Origin of the sequence: Aeromonas sp. XH, assembly GCF_033348475.1 — a bacterium.
Classification (GTDB): Bacteria; Pseudomonadota; Gammaproteobacteria; order Enterobacterales; family Aeromonadaceae; genus Aeromonas; species Aeromonas sanarellii.
Genome location: NZ_CP137630.1, coordinates 747,850 through 770,586 on the forward strand (window position 1 = coordinate 747,850; position 22,737 = coordinate 770,586).

The 22,737-nt window shown below is 64.6% G+C and carries 26 protein-coding genes; 9 read left to right on the plus strand and 17 right to left on the minus strand.

Translation table 11 applies throughout. The annotated features are described in order from the left end of the window. From R2B70_RS03585 to R2B70_RS03600, 4 genes are all read right to left on the minus strand, one after another. Positions 1–573: a DUF2796 domain-containing protein gene (locus R2B70_RS03585; protein ID WP_318162663.1), complete on the minus strand. Its 573-nt coding sequence runs from the start codon at positions 571–573 to the stop codon at positions 1–3. 36 nt (positions 574–609) lie between these two features. After that, complete coding sequence (locus R2B70_RS03590) at positions 610–900, minus strand: hypothetical protein (RefSeq protein WP_318162664.1); 291 nt, start codon at positions 898–900, stop codon at positions 610–612. Between the two features lie 43 nt (positions 901–943). Next, positions 944–1,486: a YtfJ family protein gene (locus tag R2B70_RS03595; protein WP_318162665.1), complete on the minus strand. Its 543-nt coding sequence runs from the start codon at positions 1,484–1,486 to the stop codon at positions 944–946. Between the two features lie 217 nt (positions 1,487–1,703). Next, positions 1,704–2,582 carry a hypothetical protein gene (locus R2B70_RS03600; protein ID WP_209794097.1) on the minus strand — a complete coding sequence of 293 codons (879 nt, stop codon included), beginning with the start codon at positions 2,580–2,582 and terminating at the stop codon, positions 1,704–1,706. 125 nt (positions 2,583–2,707) lie between these two features. Between R2B70_RS03600 and R2B70_RS03605 the strand changes: the two genes are divergently transcribed. Continuing rightward, positions 2,708–3,055, plus strand: coding sequence for a hypothetical protein (locus R2B70_RS03605; RefSeq protein ID WP_209428970.1), 348 nt, complete (start codon positions 2,708–2,710; stop codon positions 3,053–3,055). Between the two features lie 24 nt (positions 3,056–3,079). Here R2B70_RS03605 and ppa read toward each other — a convergent pair whose 3' ends face one another. Further along, positions 3,080–3,610: an inorganic diphosphatase gene (ppa, locus tag R2B70_RS03610; protein ID WP_005335667.1), complete on the minus strand. Its 531-nt coding sequence runs from the start codon at positions 3,608–3,610 to the stop codon at positions 3,080–3,082. A gap of 233 nt (positions 3,611–3,843) precedes the next feature. On the opposite strand from ppa, the gene mpl reads away from it, so the two are divergent. Then, positions 3,844–5,214 (plus strand): UDP-N-acetylmuramate:L-alanyl-gamma-D-glutamyl-meso-diaminopimelate ligase, encoded by a 1,371-nt coding sequence (mpl, locus tag R2B70_RS03615; protein WP_216990954.1) that lies wholly within the window; start codon positions 3,844–3,846, stop codon positions 5,212–5,214. Continuing rightward, positions 5,211–5,822, plus strand: a complete 612-nt coding sequence (locus R2B70_RS03620; protein ID WP_209794099.1) for a flavin prenyltransferase UbiX — start codon at positions 5,211–5,213, stop codon at positions 5,820–5,822. The genes mpl and R2B70_RS03620 overlap by 4 nt, the downstream gene beginning before the upstream one ends. Positions 5,823–5,908: 86 nt before the next feature. Here the strand turns inward: R2B70_RS03620 and R2B70_RS03625 are convergent, their stop codons facing one another. Continuing rightward, positions 5,909–6,523 (minus strand): TetR/AcrR family transcriptional regulator, encoded by a 615-nt coding sequence (locus tag R2B70_RS03625; RefSeq protein ID WP_042077813.1) that lies wholly within the window; start codon positions 6,521–6,523, stop codon positions 5,909–5,911. Between the two features lie 201 nt (positions 6,524–6,724). Here R2B70_RS03625 and hpt point away from each other — a divergent pair, with 201 nt between their 5' ends. The 3 genes from hpt to R2B70_RS03640 all read left to right on the plus strand — a co-directional run bounded on the left by hpt (position 6,725) and on the right by R2B70_RS03640 (position 9,051). Further along, positions 6,725–7,255 (plus strand): hypoxanthine phosphoribosyltransferase, encoded by a 531-nt coding sequence (gene hpt, locus R2B70_RS03630; RefSeq protein WP_042077812.1) that lies wholly within the window; start codon positions 6,725–6,727, stop codon positions 7,253–7,255. Between the two features lie 108 nt (positions 7,256–7,363). Next, positions 7,364–8,281, plus strand: coding sequence for an ABC transporter ATP-binding protein (locus tag R2B70_RS03635; protein WP_042077811.1), 918 nt, complete (start codon positions 7,364–7,366; stop codon positions 8,279–8,281). Next, a complete protein-coding gene (locus R2B70_RS03640) occupies positions 8,278–9,051 on the plus strand; it encodes an ABC transporter permease (protein WP_042077808.1) in 774 nt (257 codons plus the stop codon). Before R2B70_RS03635 ends, R2B70_RS03640 begins: the two co-directional genes overlap by 4 nt. Positions 9,052–9,113: 62 nt before the next feature. Here R2B70_RS03640 and R2B70_RS03645 read toward each other — a convergent pair whose 3' ends face one another. The 9 genes from R2B70_RS03645 to thpR all read right to left on the minus strand — a co-directional run bounded on the left by R2B70_RS03645 (position 9,114) and on the right by thpR (position 16,290). Further along, the gene (locus tag R2B70_RS03645) at positions 9,114–9,461 is read right to left on the minus strand and encodes a putative quinol monooxygenase (RefSeq protein ID WP_216990953.1); all 348 of its coding nucleotides are present in this window, start codon (positions 9,459–9,461) and stop codon (positions 9,114–9,116) included. A 26-nt stretch (positions 9,462–9,487) separates the two neighbouring features. Next, positions 9,488–10,336, minus strand: a complete 849-nt coding sequence (panC, locus tag R2B70_RS03650) for a pantoate--beta-alanine ligase (protein WP_216990952.1) — start codon at positions 10,334–10,336, stop codon at positions 9,488–9,490. 102 nt (positions 10,337–10,438) lie between these two features. Further along, positions 10,439–11,233, minus strand: a complete 795-nt coding sequence (gene panB, locus R2B70_RS03655; protein WP_216990951.1) for a 3-methyl-2-oxobutanoate hydroxymethyltransferase — start codon at positions 11,231–11,233, stop codon at positions 10,439–10,441. 20 nt (positions 11,234–11,253) lie between these two features. After that, complete coding sequence (gene folK, locus R2B70_RS03660) at positions 11,254–11,751, minus strand: 2-amino-4-hydroxy-6-hydroxymethyldihydropteridine diphosphokinase (protein WP_318162666.1); 498 nt, start codon at positions 11,749–11,751, stop codon at positions 11,254–11,256. A 10-nt stretch (positions 11,752–11,761) separates the two neighbouring features. Beyond that, entirely contained in the window at positions 11,762–13,252 is a 1,491-nt protein-coding gene (pcnB, locus tag R2B70_RS03665) for a polynucleotide adenylyltransferase PcnB (RefSeq protein WP_216990950.1), read from the minus strand. Positions 13,253–13,396: 144 nt separating this feature from the next. Next, complete coding sequence (gene gluQRS, locus R2B70_RS03670; protein WP_318162667.1) at positions 13,397–14,296, minus strand: tRNA glutamyl-Q(34) synthetase GluQRS; 900 nt, start codon at positions 14,294–14,296, stop codon at positions 13,397–13,399. A gap of 112 nt (positions 14,297–14,408) precedes the next feature. After that, entirely contained in the window at positions 14,409–14,858 is a 450-nt protein-coding gene (dksA, locus tag R2B70_RS03675) for an RNA polymerase-binding protein DksA (RefSeq protein WP_042077798.1), read from the minus strand. Between the two features lie 119 nt (positions 14,859–14,977). Continuing rightward, on the minus strand, positions 14,978–15,721 hold the full coding sequence (gene sfsA / locus R2B70_RS03680; protein WP_042077797.1) for a DNA/RNA nuclease SfsA: 744 nt from the start codon (positions 15,719–15,721) through the stop codon (positions 14,978–14,980). Then, positions 15,718–16,290, minus strand: a complete 573-nt coding sequence (thpR, locus tag R2B70_RS03685) for an RNA 2',3'-cyclic phosphodiesterase (protein ID WP_318162668.1) — start codon at positions 16,288–16,290, stop codon at positions 15,718–15,720. Before thpR ends, sfsA begins: the two co-directional genes overlap by 4 nt. 180 nt (positions 16,291–16,470) lie before the next feature. Between thpR and hrpB the strand changes: the two genes are divergently transcribed. From hrpB to R2B70_RS03700, 3 genes are all read left to right on the plus strand, one after another. Then, positions 16,471–18,924 (plus strand): ATP-dependent helicase HrpB, encoded by a 2,454-nt coding sequence (hrpB, locus tag R2B70_RS03690; protein WP_318162669.1) that lies wholly within the window; start codon positions 16,471–16,473, stop codon positions 18,922–18,924. Positions 18,925–19,053: 129 nt separating this feature from the next. Beyond that, positions 19,054–21,375 carry a penicillin-binding protein 1B gene (gene mrcB / locus R2B70_RS03695; protein WP_202041727.1) on the plus strand — a complete coding sequence of 774 codons (2,322 nt, stop codon included), beginning with the start codon at positions 19,054–19,056 and terminating at the stop codon, positions 21,373–21,375. A gap of 43 nt (positions 21,376–21,418) precedes the next feature. Next, on the plus strand, positions 21,419–21,820 hold the full coding sequence (locus R2B70_RS03700) for a VOC family protein (protein ID WP_202041728.1): 402 nt from the start codon (positions 21,419–21,421) through the stop codon (positions 21,818–21,820). Between the two features lie 85 nt (positions 21,821–21,905). On the opposite strand, the gene R2B70_RS03705 is transcribed toward R2B70_RS03700, so the two are convergent. Both R2B70_RS03705 and R2B70_RS03710 read right to left on the minus strand, forming a co-directional pair. Beyond that, positions 21,906–22,226, minus strand: coding sequence for an SMR family transporter (locus tag R2B70_RS03705; protein ID WP_042077791.1), 321 nt, complete (start codon positions 22,224–22,226; stop codon positions 21,906–21,908). Beyond that, on the minus strand, positions 22,214–22,618 hold the full coding sequence (locus R2B70_RS03710; protein ID WP_042077790.1) for an SMR family transporter: 405 nt from the start codon (positions 22,616–22,618) through the stop codon (positions 22,214–22,216). Before R2B70_RS03710 ends, R2B70_RS03705 begins: the two co-directional genes overlap by 13 nt. Positions 22,619–22,737 lie beyond the last annotated feature (119 nt).

Consider the following 22,737-nt stretch of genomic DNA (forward strand, 5'->3'; position numbering starts at 1 on the left):
TTACCAGCTCAGCTTGTTGGCGGACGGGGTGAGCTCGGCGGCGGTCTGGCCGCTGGGCAGTATGCCCTGCACGCTCAGCTTCTCCAGGCTCGGATAGACGCCGAACAGGGTCGCCTCCAGGCCGGTCAGCTTGGCCGGATCCACGCAGGTGTAGGTGTACATGGCCCCCAGGTCCGCATGACCCGCCTCTTCCTGATGGTGTTCATCGTGATCGCTGGCAGCCTTGTCGTGATCGTGCTCATGGCCGTGATCCTCTTTGGCGGCCTGCAGCTCCTGCCGGGTCAGGGTGCAACCGGCGGCCGGATCGAGGCGAAACAGGGCATCGGGTTGTTTGAGCCGAGCCACGGCCTTGGCGTATTGCGCCTTTTCGTCATCGCTTCTGGCGGCGTGTTCGAAACCCACCAGGTCGGCGGCGGGGGCCTGCAACTCGATCATCAGCTGGTTGCCGTCGAGCACCAGGTTGAGGTGGCCGTGGCCGTGCTCGTGGGCACCGTGGCCCTGATGGTCGTGTTCGTCGTGATTGGCCTGCGCGCCGAAGGCGGCCGCGGCCAGCAACAGAGTCACTGCTTTCATTGTCAATCCTTTTGAAGTAATGGATAAGATATTGATTCACATGAAGAAGCAATGCAGTGATGGCGGGGCTCTGATGCGGCTATGGCCCAGGATCCTGGAGGGCACGGCCGGCAGGGAGATGCCGACGGCCAGAACGATGAAGGGGGAGGCGCTCGGGACAAAGGGGGTGGCGGTGAGGGCCAGCTTGCCATCCAGATGGAGCACGCAAGCGGGGCAGGCATGGCTATGATCCGGCAGGTCGGCTTCGAGCGGATGCTGTGCCAGCGCAGGTTGCAGCCACAACCAGCCCAGCAGCAAGACCCAGATTGTTAACGTGGAACGACCCATAGACCCCTGTGGAAAGGGCGCCATCAGCGCCCTTCTCTCTGACTCAGAGATGGGACTGGATAAGCCCCATCACCTTGGTTATCTCGGAGGCATCGAGCTGGCCATCTTTGGCAAACAGCACCTTGCCCTCTTTATCCAGCAGTATGATGGCCGAACTTTCCGGCGCAAGATCCCAGGCATTGCGGGCCATGCCCTTGGCATCCAGCACCATGGCGGACCAGGGGAACTCTTTCTTGCTGTCCTCTGCACTGCTCTTCACGAAGCCGGACGTGCCCCAGATGGCGTCATTGCTGTTGATGATGGTGACGGTCTGGTACTTGTCGTGGGGCAGCTTGGCCGCCTTGATCGCCTCGATCATGGGGGCGTTCAGCTCCTTGGCGCTGGAGCGACCCGCGATGTGCTGGATCAGGAAGACCTTGCCGGTCAACACCTTGCTCTGCCAGGGTTGGTAGCTGATCTCTTTCTCCTTGAGCACCAGCTCACCCTTGTCGCCGATGTTGACCAGCGGCACCTGGGTCGACTCCTTGATGTTGTGGGCCATGACCAGGGTTGGCAGCAGCGCCAGAGTAAGCACGAGATGTTTCATCCGTATGACACTCCTTTGTGATGTTATAACGATTTCGGGGGCGAGGGAATGGGACCCTGAACATCCTAAACTGATCGGATCTGTTTAAAAAGTGTTAAATAGTGCCGAGCGGCGTCGGCGATCTTGCCGAAGAGGACATCCTCCCCCCGAAAGACGGCGGCAAGAATGGCATGCCTCCCATCAAAATCAAATGGTTGCAACGGTTTTAAAGGGAGGCTTAATAGAGGGGCTCGCTGATCAGGGGGATCTGGGCCATGGTCATCTGCTGGGCCAGCAGGGGAGAACCCGTGAGGAGCACGTGGCGCTGGTTGCCGATCAGCAGGGTATCGCCCTTGAGGCCGCTGTCGGCCGTGATGGCGAGCCAGGCCGGCGAGACGCTGCCGATGCTGATGTCCGGATAGATGATGCTGAGGCTGTACTGGGGGGCCAGCTCGGCCAGGAGGCTTGCCATCAGCAGCGCCTTCTCGTCGCTGTCGGCCTTGTTGTCCTGCAGGGCCTGCAAGGGCGGGGCGAAGTGGTCCATCTGTTCGGGCGGGGTGGGGATGCCGCTCAGCCACTCCTGCAGCAGGGTGACGCTGGTGGCGAGATCCTTGGCCGAGAACTGCCGGGCCAGGGGCTTGAGGTCCCCCTTGAACTGATAGAACAGCTGGGAATAGTTGGGGCGCACGCAGGGCAGCTTGTGGTTGGCCGGGTGGATGCAGGGCTGGACCCGCATCTCATAGAAGGCATCCTCCTGGTATTGCCGGTAGGCCTGCCAGAACTGGGTGGATTCGAGGCTGCTGTCGTGCAGGGTAAAGGCCTGCTCCAGGTTGCGGAACTTGGTCGCCGTCTCGGGGCTGTGCTGGTTGATCTGGTTGATGCTGTTGTAGAGACGCGGGCTGATGTAGGAGTAGAGCGTCTCCAGCGGGTAGTTGAGGGCGGTGTCGAGCTGCGTCATCTCGTGGCGGCTGGCGGAGAGGACGCGCTCATCCGTGGTCAGTTGCAGGTGCTTGCGCTGGCCGTCGGCGGATTGCCACTGCCAGCTCAGGTTGATCTCGTTGGCCTGTGCCACGGCGCCGAAAAGCAGGCTCCAGAGCACGCCTTGTGCCGGTTTCATGGTGTGCCTCCTGCCTGGGGTCGATAATAAACAACTAGGTGAGTGACCGGCTTTTGGATTGGTCGGGTGGTGGGGATATTGGTAATAGGCTGATTTGGCTTTAAATTTAATTTGGGAAATAAGTCATGTGGAAAATGATCATGAAGCTTGTTTCATGGCTTGTGTTGATAGCGGGGGCGTCATCTGCGCTGGCGGGGCCCGTCATCGTCAATCAGGGCATGTCCAGCGCGGACACCTTCGCCCTGCGGGATCGACTGGCGCGGGAGCACGAATGGCAGGAGTGGTTGCGCTTCCAGCAGGCCATCAAGTGGCTGGAGGTGTTGCCGGTCAACTGCGATCTGGTGGGGGGCGCGGGCGGGGAGTACCGCTGTGGCGACGACTACTATCGCCCCTATCGCCAGAACGGGCGCGACATCTATATCCAGGGGGATCCACCGGGTCCTCGGCCAGGGGCAAATAAAAAGGCGCCATAAGGCGCCTTTTTTGCGAGAGGCAGCTTACTTGGCAGCGTAACGCTCGGCAGAGGTCTTGATCTCGGCTTCGGCAGCGGCCTTGTCGCCCCAGCCTTCCACCTTGACCCACTTGCCCGCTTCCAGCTCTTTGTAGCGCTCGAAGAAGTGCTGGATCTGGGCTTTCAGCAGCTCGGGCAGATCGTTCACATCCTGGATGTGGTCGTACTGCTTGGTCAGCTTGGAGTGCGGCACGGCCACGATCTTGGCGTCTTCGCCAGATTCGTCGGTCATCTTCAGCACGCCGACCGGGCGGCAGCGAATGACGGAGCCGGCCAGCAGCGGGTAGGGAGTCGGAACCAGCACGTCGACCGGATCCCCGTCCAGGGACAGGGTGGCGTTCACGTAACCGTAGTTGCACGGGTAGAACATCGGGGTGGACATGAAACGGTCAACGAAGATGGCGCCGCTGTCCTTGTCGACTTCGTATTTGATCGGGTCGGCATTCTGCGGGATTTCGATGATGACGTAGATGTCGTCAGGCAGGCTCTTGCCGGCCGGTACCAGGTTCAGGCTCATGACGTTTCCTTTGAGTGTTGGAGTCAAGTTTGCAGGCCGACATTATAGCGATGTCCCGTCAAATGACCATATTTCGAGGGCCGGGCAGGCTGGTGGAGGGAGGTGTGCCCCCGGTCTCGCCCGATTTCTGTCGTTTTGTGGCGTTCCGTCTCCCGCTCGCCCTGGTGGCGGCTTGTGCCATCAGGTCAACAGATCCTAGAATGCGCACTCCCTTTACTGGAAAAGGCAGTGGTATGCACATTCACATTCTCGGGATCTGCGGCACCTTCATGGGGGGTCTGGCGGTGTTGGCAAAACAGCTCGGCTACAGGGTCACCGGCTCCGACGCCAACGTCTATCCCCCCATGAGCACCCAGCTCGAGCAGCAGGGCATCGAACTGACCGAAGGTTACGATCCCTCCCAGCTCGATCCGGCGCCGGATCTGGTGGTGATCGGCAATGCCATGAGCCGCGGCAACCCCTGCGTGGAATATGTGCTGGATCGCAACCTGCCCTATATCTCCGGCCCCCAGTGGCTGCTGGAGCACGTGCTGAAGGATCGCTGGGTGCTGGCCGTCGCGGGCACCCACGGCAAGACCACCACCGCCAGCATGCTGGCCTGGGTGCTGGAGTACGCCAGGCTGGAACCCGGCTTCCTCATCGGCGGCGTGCCTGGCAACTTCCCGGTCTCCGCCCGTCTCGGTGCCGCCCCCTTCTTCGTCATCGAGGCGGACGAGTATGACTGCGCCTTCTTCGACAAACGCTCCAAGTTCGTCCACTACCACCCGCGCACCCTGGTGATGAACAACCTGGAGTTCGATCACGCGGACATCTTCCCGGATCTCGCCGCCATCCAGCGCCAGTTCCACCACCTGATGCGCACCGTGCCGAGCAACGGCCGGGTGCTCTTCCCCCAGGCCGACGACAACCTCACCGCCGTGCGCAAGATGGGCTGCTGGAGCGAGGTGGAGCTGGTGGGCCAGGACGACGCCCAGTGGAAGGCGGTCAAGCTGGCGGACGACGGCTCCGCCTTCGAGGTGTGGCTGGATGGTGAGAAGCAGGGGGAGGTGCACTGGGAGTGCATCGGCGAGCACAACGTCAACAACGGCCTGATGGCCATCGCCGCCGCCCGCCATGCCGGCGTCATGGTGGAGCACGGCATTGCGGCGCTCTGCCAGTTCAAGTCCCCCAAGCGGCGCATGGAGCTCAAGGGCGAGGTGGCCGGCATCAGCGTCTATGACGACTTTGCCCACCACCCCACCGCCATCGAGACCACCCTCGGCGGCCTGCGCGCCAAGGTCGGCGGGTCACGCATCCTGGCGGTGCTGGAGCCCCGCTCCAACACCATGAAGCTGGGGGTCCACAAGGAGGAGCTGGCGGGTTGCTTCGGCGGCGCCGACGAGGTGCTCTTCTTCCAGCCTTCCAACATCGGCTGGGATCTCGGCGAGGTGACCGCCCATATGAGCCGCCCGGCCCGGGTGTTCGACGATCTGGATGCGTTGATCGGCGCCCTGGTGGCCGAGAGCCGCGCGGGGGATCATATTCTGATCATGAGCAACGGCGGCTTCGGCGGCATCCATGACAAGCTGATCGCCCGCCTCAAGGATCGACACGCCTCATCATGAACAAAGCGATAACCCTGGCGCTGACCGGCGCCTCCGGCGCCCCCTATGCCCTGCGTCTGCTCCAGTGTCTGGTGCAGGCGGACTACAAGGTCTATCTGCTCGCCTCCTCGGCCGCCCGGGTGGTGCTCAAGACGGAGCAGCAGCAGGAGTGGCCGGGCTCGCCCAAGGAGCTCTCCGCCTACCTCTGCCGCCAGTATGGCGCCAGAGAGGGGCAGATCGTCGCCTGTGGCAAGGAGGAGTGGTTCTCGCCGGTGGCCTCCGGCTCGGCGGCCCCCAGGCAGATGGTGATCTGTCCCTGCTCCATGGGCACCGTGTCGGCGATCGCCAGCGGCGCCTCCGACAACCTGCTGGAGCGGGCGGCGGACGTGGTGATCAAGGAGCGCGGCCAGCTCATCCTGGTGCCCCGCGAGAGCCCCTTCTCGGCGATCCACCTGGAGAACATGCTGAAGCTGGCGCGCCTCGGGGTGACCATCATGCCAGCCGCCCCCGGCTTCTATCACGAGCCGAAAAGCATCGAGGATCTGGTGGACTTCATGGTGGCGCGGATCCTCGACCACCTCGGCATCGAGCAGGCGCTGACCCAACGCTGGGGCTACGCCAAGCCCTGAGGGTATGACGGGCGGGCAAACAAAAGCGGCGCCGGACTCAGGGTCCGGCGCCGCTTTTTTATTGGCGAGTTTATTGTCGAGGCCGCCTAGGCGGCCTGGATGGGGGCCGTCACGTACTTGAACAGAAAATCGGTCACCTCTTCCCGGGAGGGGCGCTGAGGCTGATTGATCATCTGCATCATGACGTAGCCAAACCCGGTCAGGGAGCGGGCCAGATCCTGCGCCGACAGCACACTCTTGATCTCGCCGTTGTCCATGGCGGCTTGCAAGCGGGGGGTGATCAGCGCCATCATCTTGTCCAGCAGACGGGTGTAGCGGGGCCACACCTCTTCCCGCACCGAGGAGCTCCACTCCAGCCAGATGCTGGCATGATCCGGCTTGTCATAGGCCGCATCGACCGCCTGCTTCACATGGCGGTGGATGCACTCCCTGGCGGATCCCTGACCGTTGTATGCCTGCTCGAGGATCTGCTGCACGTAGGCTTCTATCTCTGTCAGCACCTCGTCGACCAGATCGTCACGGGTATTGAAGTAGTTGAAGACGGTGGCGACGGAGACCTTGGCCTGCTCGGCAATCTCGGCATGCCCCGCCCGGCCGATACCGCGGCGGGAGAAGACCTCGACGGCACACTCCATCAATTGATCACGACGAGCCTCCGGCGACAGCCGGGTTCGACGTCTTATTTCTGCGCGTGGTTCCATGGTTTTTTCATCTAATAGTTATTGATTATGGTGTTTATAGTATTGTCACCGATAATGCCCGAAGGCTCGCTAACTCTATCAATTAAAATAAGCCGATAAAAGCATCACGTATGCCTGACGCCTTCCGGTTGCGGTGGTAGAATCCTCGGTTTTGATGTTAATGAACGGCCAATAACCCTTTGGCCATTATTGGAGTATGTGATGAAACACATTGTCGAGGTGATGATCCCCGAGGCCGAGGTCGCCGCCCGGATCGCCAAGCTGGGCGAGGAGATCACCGCCCGTTACCAGGGGTCCGATGAGGTGGTCATGATTGGCCTCTTGCGCGGCTCCTGCGTCTTCCTGGCGGACCTCTGCCGCCAGTGCCAGTTGCCCATCACCCTGGACTTCATGACCGCCTCCAGCTATGGCTCCGGCATGCACAGCACCCGGGACGTGCGCATCCTGAAAGACCTGGATGACGACATCAAGGGCAAGGACGTGGTGATCGTCGAGGACATCATCGACACCGGCTACACCCTCAACAAGGTGCGCGAGATCCTCTCCCTGCGCGAGCCCAAGTCCCTGGCCATCTGCACCCTGCTGGACAAGCCGTCCCGCCGCGAGGTGCAGGTGCCGGTCGACTGGCTTGGCTTCTCCATTCCCGACGAGTTCGTGGTGGGCTGCGGCATCGACTACGCCCAGAAGTACCGTAATCTGCCGTTCATCGGCAAGGTCGTTGCGCAAGAGTAAGCAGGGCTCGCCACTGGCAAGGCTGGCCGCCTGCCATCGACTCTCTTCAGGCGGCGCTCGAGCCGCCTTTTCTGTCTCGAGATGGGCTCATCCATCACAGGGGTTGCAATGAACGCATTGGAAATCAGCGGTCTGAAGAAGACCTATCAGGGGGGCGTCGAAGCCCTCAAGGGCATAGATCTCACCGTCAAGCAGGGGGATTTCTTCGCCCTGCTCGGGCCGAACGGGGCCGGCAAGTCCACCACCATCGGCGTGATCAGCTCCCTGGTGAACAAGAGTGCCGGCAAGGTGAAGGTGTTCGGTCACGACATCGACACCGATCTGGAGCTGGCCAAGTCCCAGCTCGGCCTGGTGCCCCAGGAGTTCAACTTCAGCATGTTCGAGAAGGTGAGCCAGATAGTGACTCACCAGGCCGGCTTCTATGGCGTGCCCAGGGCCGAGGCCAAGGTGCGCGCCGAGAAGTACCTGCGCCAGCTCGATCTCTGGGACAAGCGAGACATGGCGGCCCGCACCCTCTCCGGCGGCATGAAGCGCCGGCTGATGATCGCCCGCGCCCTGATGCACGAGCCCAAGCTGCTGATCCTGGACGAGCCGACCGCCGGGGTGGACATCGAGATCCGTCGCTCCATGTGGAGCTTCCTCAAGGATCTCAACGAGCAGGGTGTCACCATCATCCTCACCACCCACTACCTGGAAGAGGCCGAGATGCTGTGCCGCAACATCGGCATCATCGACAAGGGACGCCTCATCGAGAACACCAGCATGAAGAGCCTGCTCGGCAAGCTGGGACGGGAGACCTTCCTGCTGGATCTGGTGCCGGGCTCCGCGGTGCCGAGCCTGCCCGAGTTCAATGGCCGCATGCAGGACGAGCACACCCTGGAGGTGGAGCTGGAGAAGAGCCAGTCCCTCAACAGCCTGTTCGAGCAGCTCTCCGCCCAGGGGGTGAAGGTGCTGAGCATGCGCAACAAGGCGAACCGGCTGGAAGAGCTGTTCGTCAATCTGGTAGAGGAGGGTCGTAAAGCATGAACCCCATGACCTATTACATCGCCTTCAAGAGCATACTGGCCAAGGAAGTGAGCCGCTTCACCCGGATCTGGATCCAGACCCTGGTGCCGCCGGCCATCACCATGAGCCTCTACTTCGTCATCTTCGGCAACCTCATCGGGTCGCGCATCGGCGACATGGGAGGCTTCAGCTACATGGAGTTCATCGTGCCCGGTCTCATCATGATGTCGGTCATCACCAACTCCTACTCCAACGTCGCCTCCTCCTTCTACAGCGCCAAGTTCCAGCGCAACGTGGAGGAGCTGCTGGTGGCGCCTGTGCCCAACTACATCATCATCGCGGGTTACGTGGGCGGTGGCGTGGCGCGCGGCCTCTGCGTCGGCCTCATCGTCACCCTGGTGTCGCTGTTCTTCGTGCCGCTGCAGATCCACCACCTGTTCAGCGTCTGTGTGACCGTGCTGCTCACCTCCATCCTGTTCTCCCTGGGGGGGCTCATCAACGCCGTGTTCGCGAAGTCGTTCGATGACATCAGCATCATCCCGACCTTCATCCTGACCCCCCTGACCTATCTGGGGGGCGTCTTCTACTCCATCACCCTGCTGCCGCCGTTCTGGCAGGGGGTCTCCCAGGTGAACCCCATCATCTACATGGTGAACGCGTTCCGCTACGGCTTCCTCGGTATCTCCGACGTGCCGCTCGGCACCGCCTATCTCATCATCATCGGCTTCATCCTGGTGCTCTACGGGCTGGCCTGGTGGCTCATCTCCCGCGGCACGGGCCTGCGCCACTGAGGTGCAACCGGCCAGCAAAAAGGCGCCCTCGGGCGCCTTTTCTATTTGTCTGGTGCTGCGCCTCAGAGGGCCGGCGCGTCGTAGTCCGCCGGCTCGTCGCTGTAGACGCAGACGTTCCACTTGGCGGCCAGGCCGTCGTCGGCGAGGCAGTAGCGCTCGAAGAAGGCCTTGATTTCGCTGCGCTGGCAGTGGGCCTCGAAGCTCGCCATGTCGCGCCAGATCTCGTTGAACACGATGGGGAAGCTCTCTCCCTCGGCAAAGGGGCTCTGGATGTGGCGGGTGACGATGTACTGCAGGCAGCCATCCTCGCGCAGGGTGTTGGGTTCTAGCCCCTGCAGGACCCGGAACAGGGCCTGCTCCTGGCCCGGCTTGGGCTGGAACTGGGCGATGCAATAGACCTTCTTGGACATCTTTCTCTCCTTTCCGTGTCTCGGCCTTACAGGGCGACGACGCGATTGTCGATCAGGCGGGCCTTGCCCAGATACGCGGCCATCAGGATCACCAGCCGCTGGCTGGCGGCGGTGGCCGATTCCAGGGTGTCGGCATCGACGATGTCGATGGCATCGGTCCGGAATCCGGCGTTGTCGAGACGCTGGCTGGCCCGGGCCACCAGGGAGGGGAGGTGACGGTCACCCGCCTCGATCTGCTCGGCGATCCAGTTCATGGTGCGCGCAAGCTCGGGGGCGATGGCCCGCTCGGCGGCGGTCAGGTAGCCGTTGCGCGAGGAGAGTGCCAGACCGTCTTCGGCCCGCACCGTGGGCACGCCGACGATCTCGATGGGCATGGCCATGTCGGCCACCATCTTGCGAATGAGGGCGAGCTGCTGGTAATCCTTCTGGCCGAAGCAGGCCACATCCGGCTGCACCAGGTTGAACAGCTTGGTGACGACGGTGCTGACGCCGCGGAAGTGTCCCGGGCGCAGCGCCCCTTCCAGCAGGCTGGAGAGGCCGGGCACCTCGACGAAGGTCTGGCTGGCGAGCCCCTGGGGATACATGATCTCCGGGGTCGGGGTGAACACCAGGTCGACTCCCGCAGACTCCAGGGCGGCGCAATCTTGCTCCAGGGTGCGCGGATAGTTGGCGAGATCCTCGGCCTTGTCGAACTGCAAGGGGTTCACGAAGATGCTGACCACCACCTTGTCGCCATGGCGGCGCGCCTCTTCTACCAGGGTCAGATGGCCCTGGTGGAGATTGCCCATGGTGGGCACGAATGCGATGGCACGTCCTTCGCGGTGCCAGTGGCCGATCTGTTCGCGCAGAGCGGCGGGATTGTTCACAACCAACATCGGCAGTTCACCTTCAGATGAATCAATAAGAGAGAGGTTCATTTCGTCAGAGAGGGAGGGCGAAACGGGGGCGCAGGCCCCCGTTCTCATGACGGCATCACATCAGTTGAAGCAGTGCTCGGGGCCGGGGAAGGTCCCGTCACTCACCTGTTGCACATAGAGGCGGATGGCGGCACGCATGTCACCGGTCTCGGCCAGGAAGTTCTTGGTGAACTTGGGCACATAACCTGAGGTGATGCCGAAGGCATCGTGCATGACCAGGATCTGGCCGTCGGTGGCGGGGCCGGCACCGATGCCGATCACCGGAATGCGCAGCGCCTTGGTGATGCGCTCGGCCAGGGAGACGGGCACGCACTCGAGCACCAGCAGCTGGATGCCGGCCGCCTGCAGCTCCAGGGCCTGGCGGTAGATCTCCTGGGCGTGGAACTCGTCGCGCCCCTGCACCTTGAAGCCGCCAAACACGTGGACGGATTGCGGGGTGAGCCCGAGGTGGCCACAGACCGGCACCCCGTTGCGGGTGAGGTGGCGAATGCTCTCGCACAGCCAGTCGCCCCCTTCCATCTTCACCATGCGGGCGCCGGCGGCCATCAGGCGGGCGGCGTTCTGGTAGGTCTGCTCCGGGGTGGCATAGCTCATGAACGGCATGTCAGCCACGACCAGGGCCTTGCTGGTGCCGCGGGCCACGCAGCGGGTGTGATAGACCATCTCGTCCATGCTGACCGCCAGGGTGTCGTCCCCCCCTTGCAATACCATGCCGAGGGAGTCACCGATGAGTAGCACCAGGGCGCCCTCGTCGTCGAACAGCTTGGCAAAGGTGGCATCATAGGCGGTGATGGCGGTGATTTTCTGGCCGTCCTGTTTCATTTTCAACAGGCCGGTGGTGGTGATTTTGCTCATGACGTTGTTCCTACTCTTCTCTACTCGCCTGCCGCGCCGGCCAGGATCTCGAGTCCATTGCGCGGGCAGCGGGCAACCAGTTCGGTGAGCGGGGTGCCGCAGGGCAGCACCAGGGAGGGGGCTATCTCGGCCAGGGGCAGCAGCACAAACTCCCGCTCCTTCATGCCGTAGTGAGGGACGGTCAGCCGTTCCACCTCGATGCGCAGATCGCCATAGAGCAGCAGATCGAGATCCAGGGTCCGGGGACCCCAGCGCTCGTCCTTGCGAACCCGCCCTTGCGCCAGCTCGATGCGCTGCAGCTCATCCAGCAGCGCCAGAGGACCGAGCCGGGTGTGGAGCCGCGCCACGGCATTGACGTAGTCCGGCTGATCCGCAGGGCCCATGGGGCGGCTGCCGTAAAGGTGGGAGGTCTGCAGCAGCTCGGATTCCGGCAGGGTCGCCAGCGCGGCGATGGCGCGGCGAGCCTGCCCGAGGGGGTCGGCCAGGTTGGAGCCGATGGCGACGAAGACCTCGATCATCGGCGGATCCTTACTCTGCCGACTTCGGCTTGCGGCGACGGGGGCGACGGCGGTTGCGGCCATTGCCGCTGCGCTTCTCGCCATCACCGCTGCGGGAGTCGGCGCGCTCGCCGCTCGCCGGGCGGCGGGTCGCCTCCCGTTGCAGTTGCGGGCGCACGTCCGGGTTGGAGGCCACATAGCGCTCCCACCAGCTCGCCAGCTCGCCGAGGCCGCGCTCGACCCGGTTGCGCAGCAACAGGAAATCGAAGGCCGCACGGAATTTCGGGTGCTCCATGGCGCGCTCGGGGTGCTTGCCCTGGCGACGGGTCAGGCGCTGCTGCAGGGCCCAGATGTCACGCACGTCCGTGGTGAAGCGGCGTGGCACGGCGATGATCCGCACCTGGGCGTCCAGCACCTCGTTGATGGCCAGCATGAAGGCGTCATACCAGGGCAGGCCGCTCTCGTTTTCCAGCACCCGGCCGCGGGCCTCGACGGCGCCCCACAGCAGGGTGGCGTAGAGGAAGGCGGGAGTGACGCGCTTCTCTTCGCGCACCCGGGTGTCGGTGTCCATCAGCGCCTGCTCGATGAACTGCTCGTAGGGCGAGTTGCCGTGGGGCGTGAACAGGGCGGCGACCTGGGGGAAGAGCGGCTGGAACAGCCCGTATTCGCGCAGCAGCTTGTAGGTGGCGAGACCGTCGCCGGCCAGGAACAGCTTGAGGGTCTCCTCGAACAGGCGGGCGGCCGGGATGTCCTGCAGCAGCGGGGCCAGCTCCCTGATAGGGGCGGCGGTGCGCGGGCTGATGGTCATGTCCAGCTTGGCGGCGAAGCGCACGGCGCGCAGCATGCGCACCGGATCTTCCCGGTAACGGGTCTCGGGGTCACCGATGAGCTCCAGCCTGCGCGCGGCCAGATCTTCCAGCCCGCCCTCGAAGTCGTGCAGGGTGAAATCCTTGGCGCTGTAGTAGAGGGCGTTGACGGTAAAGTCGCGACGCTCGGCATCCTCTTCGATGGTGCCGTAGACGTTGTCCCGCAGCAGCATGCCTTCATCGGACTGGGCCGACACATGCTTGCTGGTATTGACCTGATGGTGGTGACCCCGGAAGGTGGCCACTTCGATCACGTCACGACCAAAGACGATGTGAGCCAGGCGGAAACGGCGGCCGATGAGGCGGCAGTTGCTGAACAGCGCCTTGATCTGTTCCGGCGTCGCATCGGTGGCGATGTCGAAATCCTTGGGCGTCTTCCCGAGCAGCAGGTCACGGACACCGCCGCCGACCAGGTAGGCCTCATAGCCCCCCTTGTTCAGGCGATAGAGCACCTTGAGGGCATTCTCGCTGATCTCTTTGCGCGAAATCGGGTGCTGGTCACGGCTCAAGGTACGGCGTTGCCCGGCGACACGGGCCGGAATGGGGGACTCCACCGACTGCTCGCCGTCTTCCTTGCCGAGCACCTTGCGGCAAAAGTTTGCGATCTGGGAAAAAATGGTACACCTCGTTATGACTTCAAATTGACGGGAGGCCAAAAAAATAGCGGCCTATCATAGCTCAGGCCTAACCAAATGAAAAACCGTGCTGGCAATTGATCTCGTTTGACTCGGATTATCCCGACAAAATCACGGCCAACAGCGGCGATTTACGTTCAATCAAACCAAAATTGCCTGCGCGATTCAGTAATCAGCCAGCTGGATCTTCTCGCTGGCAGGCACCCGGGCCAACTGCCAGTGGGCGATGCCCCAGGCGACGATCTCGTCGACCGCGCCTTCCCGCAGTTCGGGGGGCGGGCACTGGCCGAGAAAGGCGAGGGCCTGCCACAGGGATGCGCTCGCCTCATCCGGATTCAGCGCCGGCGCGTGGTTCTGCTTGGAGAGCTTGTTGCCGTCCGGCAGCACCGCCAGGGGCAGATGCACCCAGGCGGGTATCTCGGCCCCCAGGGTCTGGTAGAGGGCGATCTGGCGCACCGTGGGCTCCAGCAGGTCGGCGCCGCGCACTATCTCGGTGATGCCGCTGTCCATGTCGTCCACCACCACCGCCAGGTTGTAGGCGTAGAGCCCGTCCCGGCGGCGCACGATGAAATCCTCCTCGGCCAGGGCCGCTGGCACCCTAATCTCCCCCTGCAGCGCATCCTCGAAGCGATAGACGGGGTGATGCTGGCGCAGGCGGGCGGCGCAGCCTGCGGGCGCCAGAGCCAGGTTGCGGCAGTGGCCGTTGTAGAAGCCGCCGCTGGCCATGATCTCGCGCCGGGTGCAACGGCACCAGTAGAGATCCCCCGCCCGGTGGAGTGCGGCGATGACCTCGTCGTATCGCTCATGGCGCCGGCTCTGGTAGATCACCTCGCCATCCCAGGCGAGGCCATGGGCCTCCAGGGTCTGCAGGATGAGATCTGCGGCGCCCGCCATCTCCCGCGGCGGATCTATGTCCTCGATGCGCACCAGCCAGCGGCCCTGCTGCGACCTTGCCTGCAGGAAGCTGCCGAGGGCGGCGACCAGGGAACCGAAGTGGAGCGGCCCGGACGGGGAGGGGGCGAAGCGGCCGACATAGGGCCGGGTGGTAGGGGGAGTCATGACCATGGCAATTCGGGTAGACGATGCATTGAGGCTGCATTCTGGGACGCCACGGGCAAAAGCTCAATAAAAAAGGGAGCGTACACGCTCCCTTCTTCGTTCATCCCGATGGGCGGCATCAGCCAGCCATCTGCTTTTCCTTGATCTCGGCCAGCGTCTTGCAGTCGACACAGAGGTCGGCTGTCGGACGGGCTTCCAGACGGCGGATGCCGATCTCGATGCCGCAATGCTCGCAGTAACCGAAGTCATCTTCCTCGAGCAGCAGCAGGGTCTTTTCGATCTTCTTGATCAGTTTGCGTTCACGATCGCGGGTGCGCAGTTCGAGCGCGAACTCTTCTTCCTGCGCGGCGCGATCCACGGGATCCGGGAAGTTGGCAGCCTCATCCTTCATATGGTCGACGGTGCGGTCAACTTCCTGCATCAGTTGGTTGCGCCAGGCTCCCAGGATCTTGCGAAAATGAACCTTCTGTTGGTCATTCATGTACTCCTCACCGGCTTGCATCTGGTAAGGCTCTACACCCGCAATGGCCAGGGGGCCCAGAGATTTCCTGTTTTCGCCTGTTGGCATGCCCTGTCTCCTAATTCAGCACGCTACCCGTGCCATCCATAAATTGAGGGCGACATCTATAGCAGAAGGGTCAACGGGAGGCAAACAAGCCTTGTCAATAATGTTACCCACTTCCGCATTTATTCTTTGCCCTCGGGTAGCATATGGCCAGATTCAAACGGGATAAAATCTTGCGCCACAATGCCCTGCACCCCAACATGGGGGCGATAGCATAAAATTTCAACCCCTGCCGCCATCGCCTGCTCGATAAGTTGACTATAGAGCGGATCGATATGGGCCGCAGGCCGCATCCGCTCGATGCCGGAGTGCAGCACCATAAATAGCAGCACGGCCCTGTGGCCGGCCGCCTTCATGGCCATCAATTCACGCAAGTGCTTGGCGCCGCGGGCGGTCACGGCATCGGGGAAGTAACCCATGCCCGGCTGCTCCCGCTCGTCGAGCAGGGTCACCGACTTCACCTCGATGTAACAATCCGGCCGCTCGTCATCCTCCAGCAGCAGATCGATGCGGCTGTTCTCCTCGCCATATTTCACCTCGGTGCGCAGCCTGGCATAGCCCGCCAGCGGCGCGATGGCGCCCTGCTCGATCAGCTCCCGTGCAATCTGGTTGGCCCGGGCGGTGTTGACGCAGATGAAGTGGCCCGCCGGGCTCTCGGCGATCTCCCAGCTGTGGGCCAGCTTGCGCCTGGGATTGTTAGAGGTGGAATACCAGACCCGGGTACCGGGCTCGGCGCAGCCGGTCATGGCACCGGTATTGGCGCAGTGGAGGGTGATCACCTCGCCGCCCTCGAGTTGTACGTCGGTCAGGAAGCGCTTGTAGCGGGCGATCAGCTGCCCGGATTGCAGGGGGGGAGCGAAGATCATCGGCGGTTCTCCTGGGCGTTGGCGTTGGCGTCGGGGCGAGGGTGTGCTGCGGGTTTGGGGCGGGCGCGCAGGGGCCAGCAGGCCAGCGGCTCGTAATGGACGCCGTCCGGGGTGCTGACGGACCGGTAGAGGCAGAAGCGGTCCGCCTCGAGCTGAAAGTCGGGGGCGGGCGGCTCGCCGGGGGCCTCGTTCGCCTTGCGCGACAGGGTGACATGGGGGCGATAGCCCTGCTCGCCGTTGCCAAGCCCCAGCTTCTCGCCGTGGCGGCGCAGGGCTCTGGCCAGGACGGTGAGCTCGTTCGGCCATTCGCTGGGGCCCACCCAGGCCGCCTTGGCACGCTGAAACCAGCCGGTCTGATCCAGATGGACGCTGAAGGGCGGACAGTGCTGCTGGCCGGCGAGGGCGATCAGGCGGGCCTGGGTCGCCTCGTCGGCCTCCCCGAGGAAGGCCAGGGTCAGGTGCAGATTGGCTTCCGGCACCGGCAGGCCGGGCCAGGGGCGCCGGTCGCGCCAGGCCGCCAGCTCGGGGGCCAGGGTGGGCAGGGGCAGGGCAAAGAAGAGTTTGGGCATGCGCGGTGTCTGTCCTCGTGGTGCTCATCGCAGGAGGCCATTCTATGGCAGCTGCTCCCCGGATGTCTTGCCGTGTCGACTGGCCCGCCAGCCGGGGGCGGGCACTGCCGCTTACGGTGGCCGGGTGGCTGTGGCAGAATGGACGCCTTTTCCAGGTCATCACAGAAGGTCCGCGCCGCTTTGTCTTCACTCCCCATCGTCTCGGTGCTGCCCGAGCTGTTTGCCGCCATCGACCGCCACGCCAGCGTGATCCTGCAGGCGCCGCCGGGGGCGGGCAAGTCGACCCTGCTGCCCCTGGAGCTGGTGCGCCGGCAGCGGCTGCCCGGTCGCATCATCATGCTGGAGCCCAGACGCCTCGCGGCACGCAACATCGCGAGCTTCCTGGCGCGCCAGCTGGGGGAGAAGGTGGGGGAGCGCGTGGGCCTGCGGGTGCGGGGCGAGAGCCGCACCAGCGCCGCCACCCGGCTCGAGATCGTGACCGAGGGGGTGCTGACCCGGATGCTGCAGCAGGATCCCGAGCTCACCGGCGTCTCGCTGGTGATCTTCGACGAATTCCACGAGCGCAGCCTGCACGCCGACACCGCCCTGGCCTTCGCCATCGAGAGCCAGCAGGGGTTGCGCGACGATCTCAAGCTCCTGGTGATGTCCGCCACCCTGGATGGCATGGCGCTGGAGCGGCTTTTGCCGGATGCCCCCGTGGTGCGCTCCGAGGGACGCGGCTTTCCCATCGAGTACCACTATCGCCCCGCCAACCGCCAGCAGTGGCTGGAGCCCCAGCTCGGCGCCGTGGTGCTGGAGGCGCTGGCCGCCCACGATGGCAGCGTCCTGGTCTTCCTGCCGGGACAGGGGGAGATAGAGCGGCTGGCGCAGTGGCTGGAAGGGCGGCTGCCGGACGAGGTGAGCCTCGCCCCTCTCTACGGCCGCCTCGACATGGCGGCCCAGCAGGCGGCCATAGATCCGGCCCCGGCGGGCCGTCGTAAGCTGGTGCTCACCACCAATGTGGCGGAGACCTCTCTCACCATCGAGGGGATCTCGGTGGTCGTCGACAGCGGGCTGGAGCGGCGTGCCTCCTTCGATCTCAAGAGCGGTGTCACCCGGCTGGAGACCCGCCCCATCGCCAAGTCCTCCGCCACCCAGCGGGCAGGGCGGGCCGGTCGTCTTGGCCCCGGCGTCTGCTACCGGCTCTGGAGCGGCGAGGTGCAGGAGCGCCTCGCCGAGCAGAGCCCCCCCGACATCCTGACCCAGGAGCTGACCGGCCTGCTCCTGGATGCTGCCCAGTGGGGGACCAGGGTGGAGGCGCTGCCGCTGCTGGACCCGCCCCCGGCCGCCGCCGTGGCCAGTGCCCAGCGGCTGCTGGTGACCCTGGGTGCCATGAAGCCGGGCGGTGAGCAACAGTTGACCCCCGAGGGGCGGGTGATGGCGGCGTTCGGTACCCATCCCCGCCTCGCCCGCATGTTGCTGCGGGCCCGGGAGCTGGAATCCGAGGGTCTGACAGGGATTGTCGCCGATGCGGCTTTCCTGGTGGCGCTGCTGGAAGAAGATCTGCGAGGATCCGAACGCCTTGCCGTGCTGTTCCACCGCCGGCAAGGGGCCCTGCGCCAGGGGGCCACCCGCTGGTTCGAGCGGCTCGGCGTGCGCCAGGAGGCCGCCCGGGGCCAGTGGCTGGGGTTGCTGTGCGCCCTCGCCTGGCCCGATCGCATCGGCAGGCTGCGCAGCGGCCAGCGCTACCAGCTCAGTGGCGGGGTGAGCTGCGATTTGGTAGAAGGGCATCCCTGTCAGGGGCAGGGGGCCCTCGTGGCCGTCGAAATGGGTCAGAACGAGCGCGGCAGCCGCATCTTCATTGCCGAGCCTGTGATGCTGGACGAGCTGGTGCGCCTGCTGCCGGAGATGGTGAGCGAGCGCCAGTGGTTCGACTGGGACGAGCGTGAGGAGCGGGTACGGGCGGAGCGCCAGCAGGTGCTGGGCGAGCTGGTGCTGAGTCAGCGGCCGCTCACCGAGCTGTCGGACGAACAGAAGGGGCTCTGCCTGCTGCAGGGGATCCGGCGCAAGGGGCTGCACGTGCTGCCCTGGGACGACGCCAGCGAGGGGCTGCTGGCCCGGCTGCGCTGCGCCGCCGAGTGGCTGCCGGACGAGGGCTGGCCCGCGATGGACGAGGAGAGCCTGCTCGCGGGCCTCGAGCAGTGGCTGCTGCCGGCGGTGAGCGGCCTGACCCGGCTGGAGCAGTTGAAAAAGCTCGACATGAGCGACATCCTGCGCCAGTCCCTGCCCTGGCCGCTGCCAAGGCGGCTGGATGAGGCGCTGCCTGGCCATTTCACGGCGCCGACCGGCAGCCGGGTGCGGATCCGCTACCAGCCGGGGCAGGCGCCGGCGATCCCGGTGCGCATCCAGGAGATGTTCGGGCTGGGCGCCACCCCCTGCGTGGCCGACGGCCGGGTGCCCCTGGTGGTGGAGCTGCTCTCCCCGGCCCAGCGGCCCTTGCAGATCACCGCGGATCTCGCCGCCTTCTGGGCGGGATCCTACGAACAGGTAAAGAAAGAGATGAAGGGTCGCTACCCCCGTCACTACTGGCCGGACAATCCGCTGGAGGCCATGCCGACCAGGGTGACCAAGAAGAAGATGGGGCTGCAGGAGTAGCCGGCACTAAAGTGACCGGCCGGTGCGACCAGAGCAGGATGGACCAGGCACAGGGCCGATCCACCACAGGAACCGGCATCCCTGGCCGCTCGCGAATGCGAGATGACGAGTAGGAAAACAAGAGGATTTATGGCAACCCAACGACGCAAGAGCCCCCCCAAGAAGGCGGCGCCCAAACGCACCATCTGGCGCACCCTGTTCTGGCTTGGTTTCAAGATCTCCCTGGTGGTGGGCGCCTTCATGGTGGTGTTCGGCATCTACTTGGATACCAAGGTGCGCGAGCGCTTCGACGGCGAGAAGTGGCAGTTGCCCGTGATGGTCTACAGTCGCCCGCTGGAGCTCTATCCCAGCCAGCGTCTCTCCCAGACCCAGATGCTGCGCGAGCTCAACATGCTGAGCTACAAGCAGGTGCGCCAGCCTCACACCCCGGGGGAGTATGCGGTGAGCGGCAACCGCATCGAGCTTATCCGCCGTCCATTCGAGTTCCACGACGGGGCCGACGGCGCCCGCGGCCTGCGCCTCACCTTCAACGGGGCGCGGCTCGAGGGAATTCAGTCCCTGGAGAACCAGCGTCAGCTCGGCTACGCCCAGATGGACCCTGTGCTGCTGGATCGCCTCAACACCGAGGATCGGGAGGATCGTCTGCTGGTGCGGCTCTCCGAGGTGCCTGACAGCCTGCTGGTCACCCTGCTCACCACGGAAGACCGTGACTTCTACCAGCACGGCGGCGTCTCGCCCGTGGCCATCATGCGCGCGATGGCGGCCAACCTGCTGGCGGGGCGCACCGTCCAGGGGGGCAGCACCCTCACCCAGCAGCTCGCCAAGAACTTCTTCCTGACCCGTGAGCGCAGCCTGTGGCGCAAGCTGCAGGAGGCCTACATGGCGGTGCTCATCGACTACCGCTACAGCAAGGACGAGATCCTGGAGGCCTACCTCAACGAGGTCTATCTGGGGCAGAACTTCTCCCAGGGGGTTTACGGCTTCGGGTTGGCCTCCTACTTCTACTTCGGCATCCCGGTCAACGAGCTGGACATCGATCAGGTGGCCCTGCTGGTGGGCATGGTGAAGGGCCCCTCCTATTACGATCCCTGGCGCTTCCCGGACCGGGCCAAGGCGCGCCGGGATCTGGTGCTCAAGCTCCTGATGGACCACGGCAGCCTGACCCAGGCCGAGTATGAGCTGGCCAGCAAGCAGCCGCTGGGCATCATCGCCCGCGGCCAGATGAGCTATGGCCGCACCCCGGCCTTCATGGGGCTGCTCAAGCGGGAGATCCAGAGCCGCTTCGGTCCGGATCTGCTCAAGCAGTCCGGCCTCAAGATCTTCACCAGCCTGGATCCCATCGCCCAGCACGCCGCCGAGCAGGCGGTGCAGACGGGGCTGGCCACCATAGAGAAGCAGCGCGGCAAGAAGAAGCTGGAGGCGGCCATGGTGGTCTCCGACTGGCACAAGGGCGAGGTGGTGGCCATGGTGGGGGGACGGGATCCCCGTTACGCCGGCTTCAACCGGGCGCTGGATGCCCGCCGCCAGATCGGCTCCCTGGTGAAGCCGGCGGTCTACCTGACCGGCCTCTCCAACGGCCTGACCCTGGGCACTCCGCTGAAAGATCAGCCGATCCGCATCCGCGGCCAGGACGGCCAGATCTGGACGCCCCAGAACTACGATCGCAAGTTCCGCCAGAGCGTGCCGCTGATGGAGGCGCTCGCCAGCTCCCTGAACGTGCCGACCGTCAACCTCGGGATGCAGGTCGGTCTGGACAAGGTGGTGGACACCCTGCACAAGCTCGGCGTGGAGCAGGAGATCCAGCCTTATCCGTCCCTGGTGCTGGGGGCGGTGGCGCTGTCGCCGATGGAGGTGAACCAGATGTACCTGCCCATCGCGAACCAGGGGCTGACCCAGCCGCTGTCGGCGATCCGCGCCGTGGTGAACGGCGATGGCAGCCAGCTCTACCAGCATGACGAGACCGCGAAGCGGGTGACGGATCCCCAGGCGAGCTGGCTGACCCTGTTCGCCATGACCAAGACGGTGAGCCAGGGCACGGCCCGGGCGCTGGGCGCCAAGTTCCCCGGCGCCACCATGGCCGCCAAGACGGGGACCACCAACGAGCTGCGGGACTCCTGGTTCGCCGGGATGGACAACAACGAGCTGGTGAGCGTCTGGGTCGGCCGTGACGACAACACCCCGGCCGGGCTGACCGGTGCCAGCGGGGCGCTCCAGCTGTTCAGCGGTTACATGAGCCAGCGCGGGGTCAACAGCCTGGGGCTGAAGATGCCGGAAGGGGTGAGCTGGGCCAACTTCTCCCGCGCGAGCGGGGCCCGGGTGGCCAGCGACTGCCCCGGCAGCCTGCAGGTGCCGGCCAAGCTGGCCGGTCTGGCCGAGCCCATGAGCTGTGCCAGCCCGGTCTCCAACCCGGTCAACGCGCTGGACAACTGGTTCAACGGTTTCTTCAACTAACTGCGACGGGCAGCCCTGGCTGCCCGTGTTGCAAGGAGTGCCCATGACGACTCCCCTGTTTGACGCCATCCACCACGTGGCCATCATCGCCAGCGACTATGAGCGCTCCCGCCACTTCTATCACCAGGTGCTGGGGCTGCCCATCATTGCGGAGACCCTGAGGGCCGAGCGCCAGTCGTGGAAGCTGGATCTGGCGCTGCCGGACGGAAGCCAGCTGGAGCTGTTCAGCTTTCCGGCGCCGCCGCCGCGCCCCTCCCGGCCGGAGGCGTGCGGTTTGCGCCACCTGGCGTTCCGGGTGGGGGAGCTGGACCGGGTCATCGCCCATCTGCAGCGGCACGGCGTCGAGGTGGAGCCGGTGCGGGTGGATGAGCTGACCGGCAGTCGCTTTACCTTCTTCGCCGACCCCGACGGCCTGCCGCTGGAGCTCTACGAAGCGCAGCCATAGGGATGTGCCGCTCAGGCCTCAGTCCCCCAAACAGAAGAAGCCGCCAGGCAAACCGGGCGGCTTCTTTCTTTGCGTCAACTGGGGGTCAGGCGGTGGTGAGCAGGGCCACGGCGACGGCCATCACCAGGATGCCGACCCAGCCTACGGGCTTGAGTCGCTCGCCGAACAGCAGCAGTCCGCCGAGGGCGGTACCCAGGATCCCGATGGCGCCCCAGGTGGCATAGGCCACGGCCAGATCGATCCGGCCCGTGCTGACCGCCTCCGACAGCAGGGTGAAGGCGCACAGTACCAGCAGGATGCCGAGCAGGCCCCAGCCCTTGTGGCGAAAGCCGAGCGAGCGGTTGATCGCCATGTTGGCGCCGATATCCAGCAGGGCGGCGCCCAGCACTATCATCAGCGGGTGCATGGGACCTCCCTGGCCTCGTGGGCGCTGTGCATGGGGGCGACCGGCTCCTCGTGGCGCTCACCCATCGTCACCAGAACAATCCCCACTATGGCCAGCGCCAGTCCGATCAACTCCTGAGCATTCAGGCGGTAGTCGAGGAACAGTACGGAGACGACGGTGATCAGCGCGATCCCCAGCCCCTCCCAGAGCGCGAAGGCAATGCCAATGGAGATTGTTGTGGCGGCTTTGGCCAACAACAGGTAGGAGAGCGAGATGAGTGCCCACATGGGCAGGTAGTTGAGCCAGCCGGCCTGGTTCTCCGGGATCATGGCCATGGTGGAGGTGCCGGCGACCTCGGTCAGGATGGCACCCGTCAGGAAGAGGCGGGCCAGAAGCATGGGATTGAATGACATAACATGTCCTCTTGTTGCTGCGACGGGGCCATGATAGCCGCAGCCCATTCAGGCGGCAGAATCGCTGAGCGTCGACAACTCAGACGCTGACGGTTTGCCTTGGCAGCAGCGGGCGAGAT

Bases quoted from the DNA above. Each gene is read 5' to 3' on its own strand.
- R2B70_RS03585 (WP_318162663.1), bottom strand. From the start codon at position 573: ATGAAAGCAGTGACTCTGTTGCTGGCCGCGGCCGCCTTCGGCGCGCAG.
- R2B70_RS03590 (WP_318162664.1), bottom strand. From the start codon at position 900: ATGGGTCGTTCCACGTTAACAATCTGGGTCTTGCTGCTGGGCTGGTTG.
- R2B70_RS03595 (WP_318162665.1), bottom strand. From the start codon at position 1,486: ATGAAACATCTCGTGCTTACTCTGGCGCTGCTGCCAACCCTGGTCATG.
- R2B70_RS03600 (WP_209794097.1), bottom strand. From the start codon at position 2,582: ATGAAACCGGCACAAGGCGTGCTCTGGAGCCTGCTTTTCGGCGCCGTG.
- R2B70_RS03605 (WP_209428970.1), top strand. From the start codon at position 2,708: ATGTGGAAAATGATCATGAAGCTTGTTTCATGGCTTGTGTTGATAGCG.
- ppa (WP_005335667.1), bottom strand. From the start codon at position 3,610: ATGAGCCTGAACCTGGTACCGGCCGGCAAGAGCCTGCCTGACGACATC.
- mpl (WP_216990954.1), top strand. From the start codon at position 3,844: ATGCACATTCACATTCTCGGGATCTGCGGCACCTTCATGGGGGGTCTG.
- R2B70_RS03620 (WP_209794099.1), top strand. From the start codon at position 5,211: ATGAACAAAGCGATAACCCTGGCGCTGACCGGCGCCTCCGGCGCCCCC.
- R2B70_RS03625 (WP_042077813.1), bottom strand. From the start codon at position 6,523: ATGGAACCACGCGCAGAAATAAGACGTCGAACCCGGCTGTCGCCGGAG.
- hpt (WP_042077812.1), top strand. From the start codon at position 6,725: ATGAAACACATTGTCGAGGTGATGATCCCCGAGGCCGAGGTCGCCGCC.
- R2B70_RS03635 (WP_042077811.1), top strand. From the start codon at position 7,364: ATGAACGCATTGGAAATCAGCGGTCTGAAGAAGACCTATCAGGGGGGC.
- R2B70_RS03640 (WP_042077808.1), top strand. From the start codon at position 8,278: ATGAACCCCATGACCTATTACATCGCCTTCAAGAGCATACTGGCCAAG.
- R2B70_RS03645 (WP_216990953.1), bottom strand. From the start codon at position 9,461: ATGTCCAAGAAGGTCTATTGCATCGCCCAGTTCCAGCCCAAGCCGGGC.
- panC (WP_216990952.1), bottom strand. From the start codon at position 10,336: ATGTTGGTTGTGAACAATCCCGCCGCTCTGCGCGAACAGATCGGCCAC.
- panB (WP_216990951.1), bottom strand. From the start codon at position 11,233: ATGAGCAAAATCACCACCACCGGCCTGTTGAAAATGAAACAGGACGGC.
- folK (WP_318162666.1), bottom strand. From the start codon at position 11,751: ATGATCGAGGTCTTCGTCGCCATCGGCTCCAACCTGGCCGACCCCCTC.
- gluQRS (WP_318162667.1), bottom strand. From the start codon at position 14,296: ATGGTCATGACTCCCCCTACCACCCGGCCCTATGTCGGCCGCTTCGCC.
- dksA (WP_042077798.1), bottom strand. From the start codon at position 14,858: ATGCCAACAGGCGAAAACAGGAAATCTCTGGGCCCCCTGGCCATTGCG.
- sfsA (WP_042077797.1), bottom strand. From the start codon at position 15,721: ATGATCTTCGCTCCCCCCCTGCAATCCGGGCAGCTGATCGCCCGCTAC.
- thpR (WP_318162668.1), bottom strand. From the start codon at position 16,290: ATGCCCAAACTCTTCTTTGCCCTGCCCCTGCCCACCCTGGCCCCCGAG.
- mrcB (WP_202041727.1), top strand. From the start codon at position 19,054: ATGGCAACCCAACGACGCAAGAGCCCCCCCAAGAAGGCGGCGCCCAAA.
- R2B70_RS03700 (WP_202041728.1), top strand. From the start codon at position 21,419: ATGACGACTCCCCTGTTTGACGCCATCCACCACGTGGCCATCATCGCC.
- R2B70_RS03705 (WP_042077791.1), bottom strand. From the start codon at position 22,226: ATGCACCCGCTGATGATAGTGCTGGGCGCCGCCCTGCTGGATATCGGC.
- R2B70_RS03710 (WP_042077790.1), bottom strand. From the start codon at position 22,618: ATGTCATTCAATCCCATGCTTCTGGCCCGCCTCTTCCTGACGGGTGCC.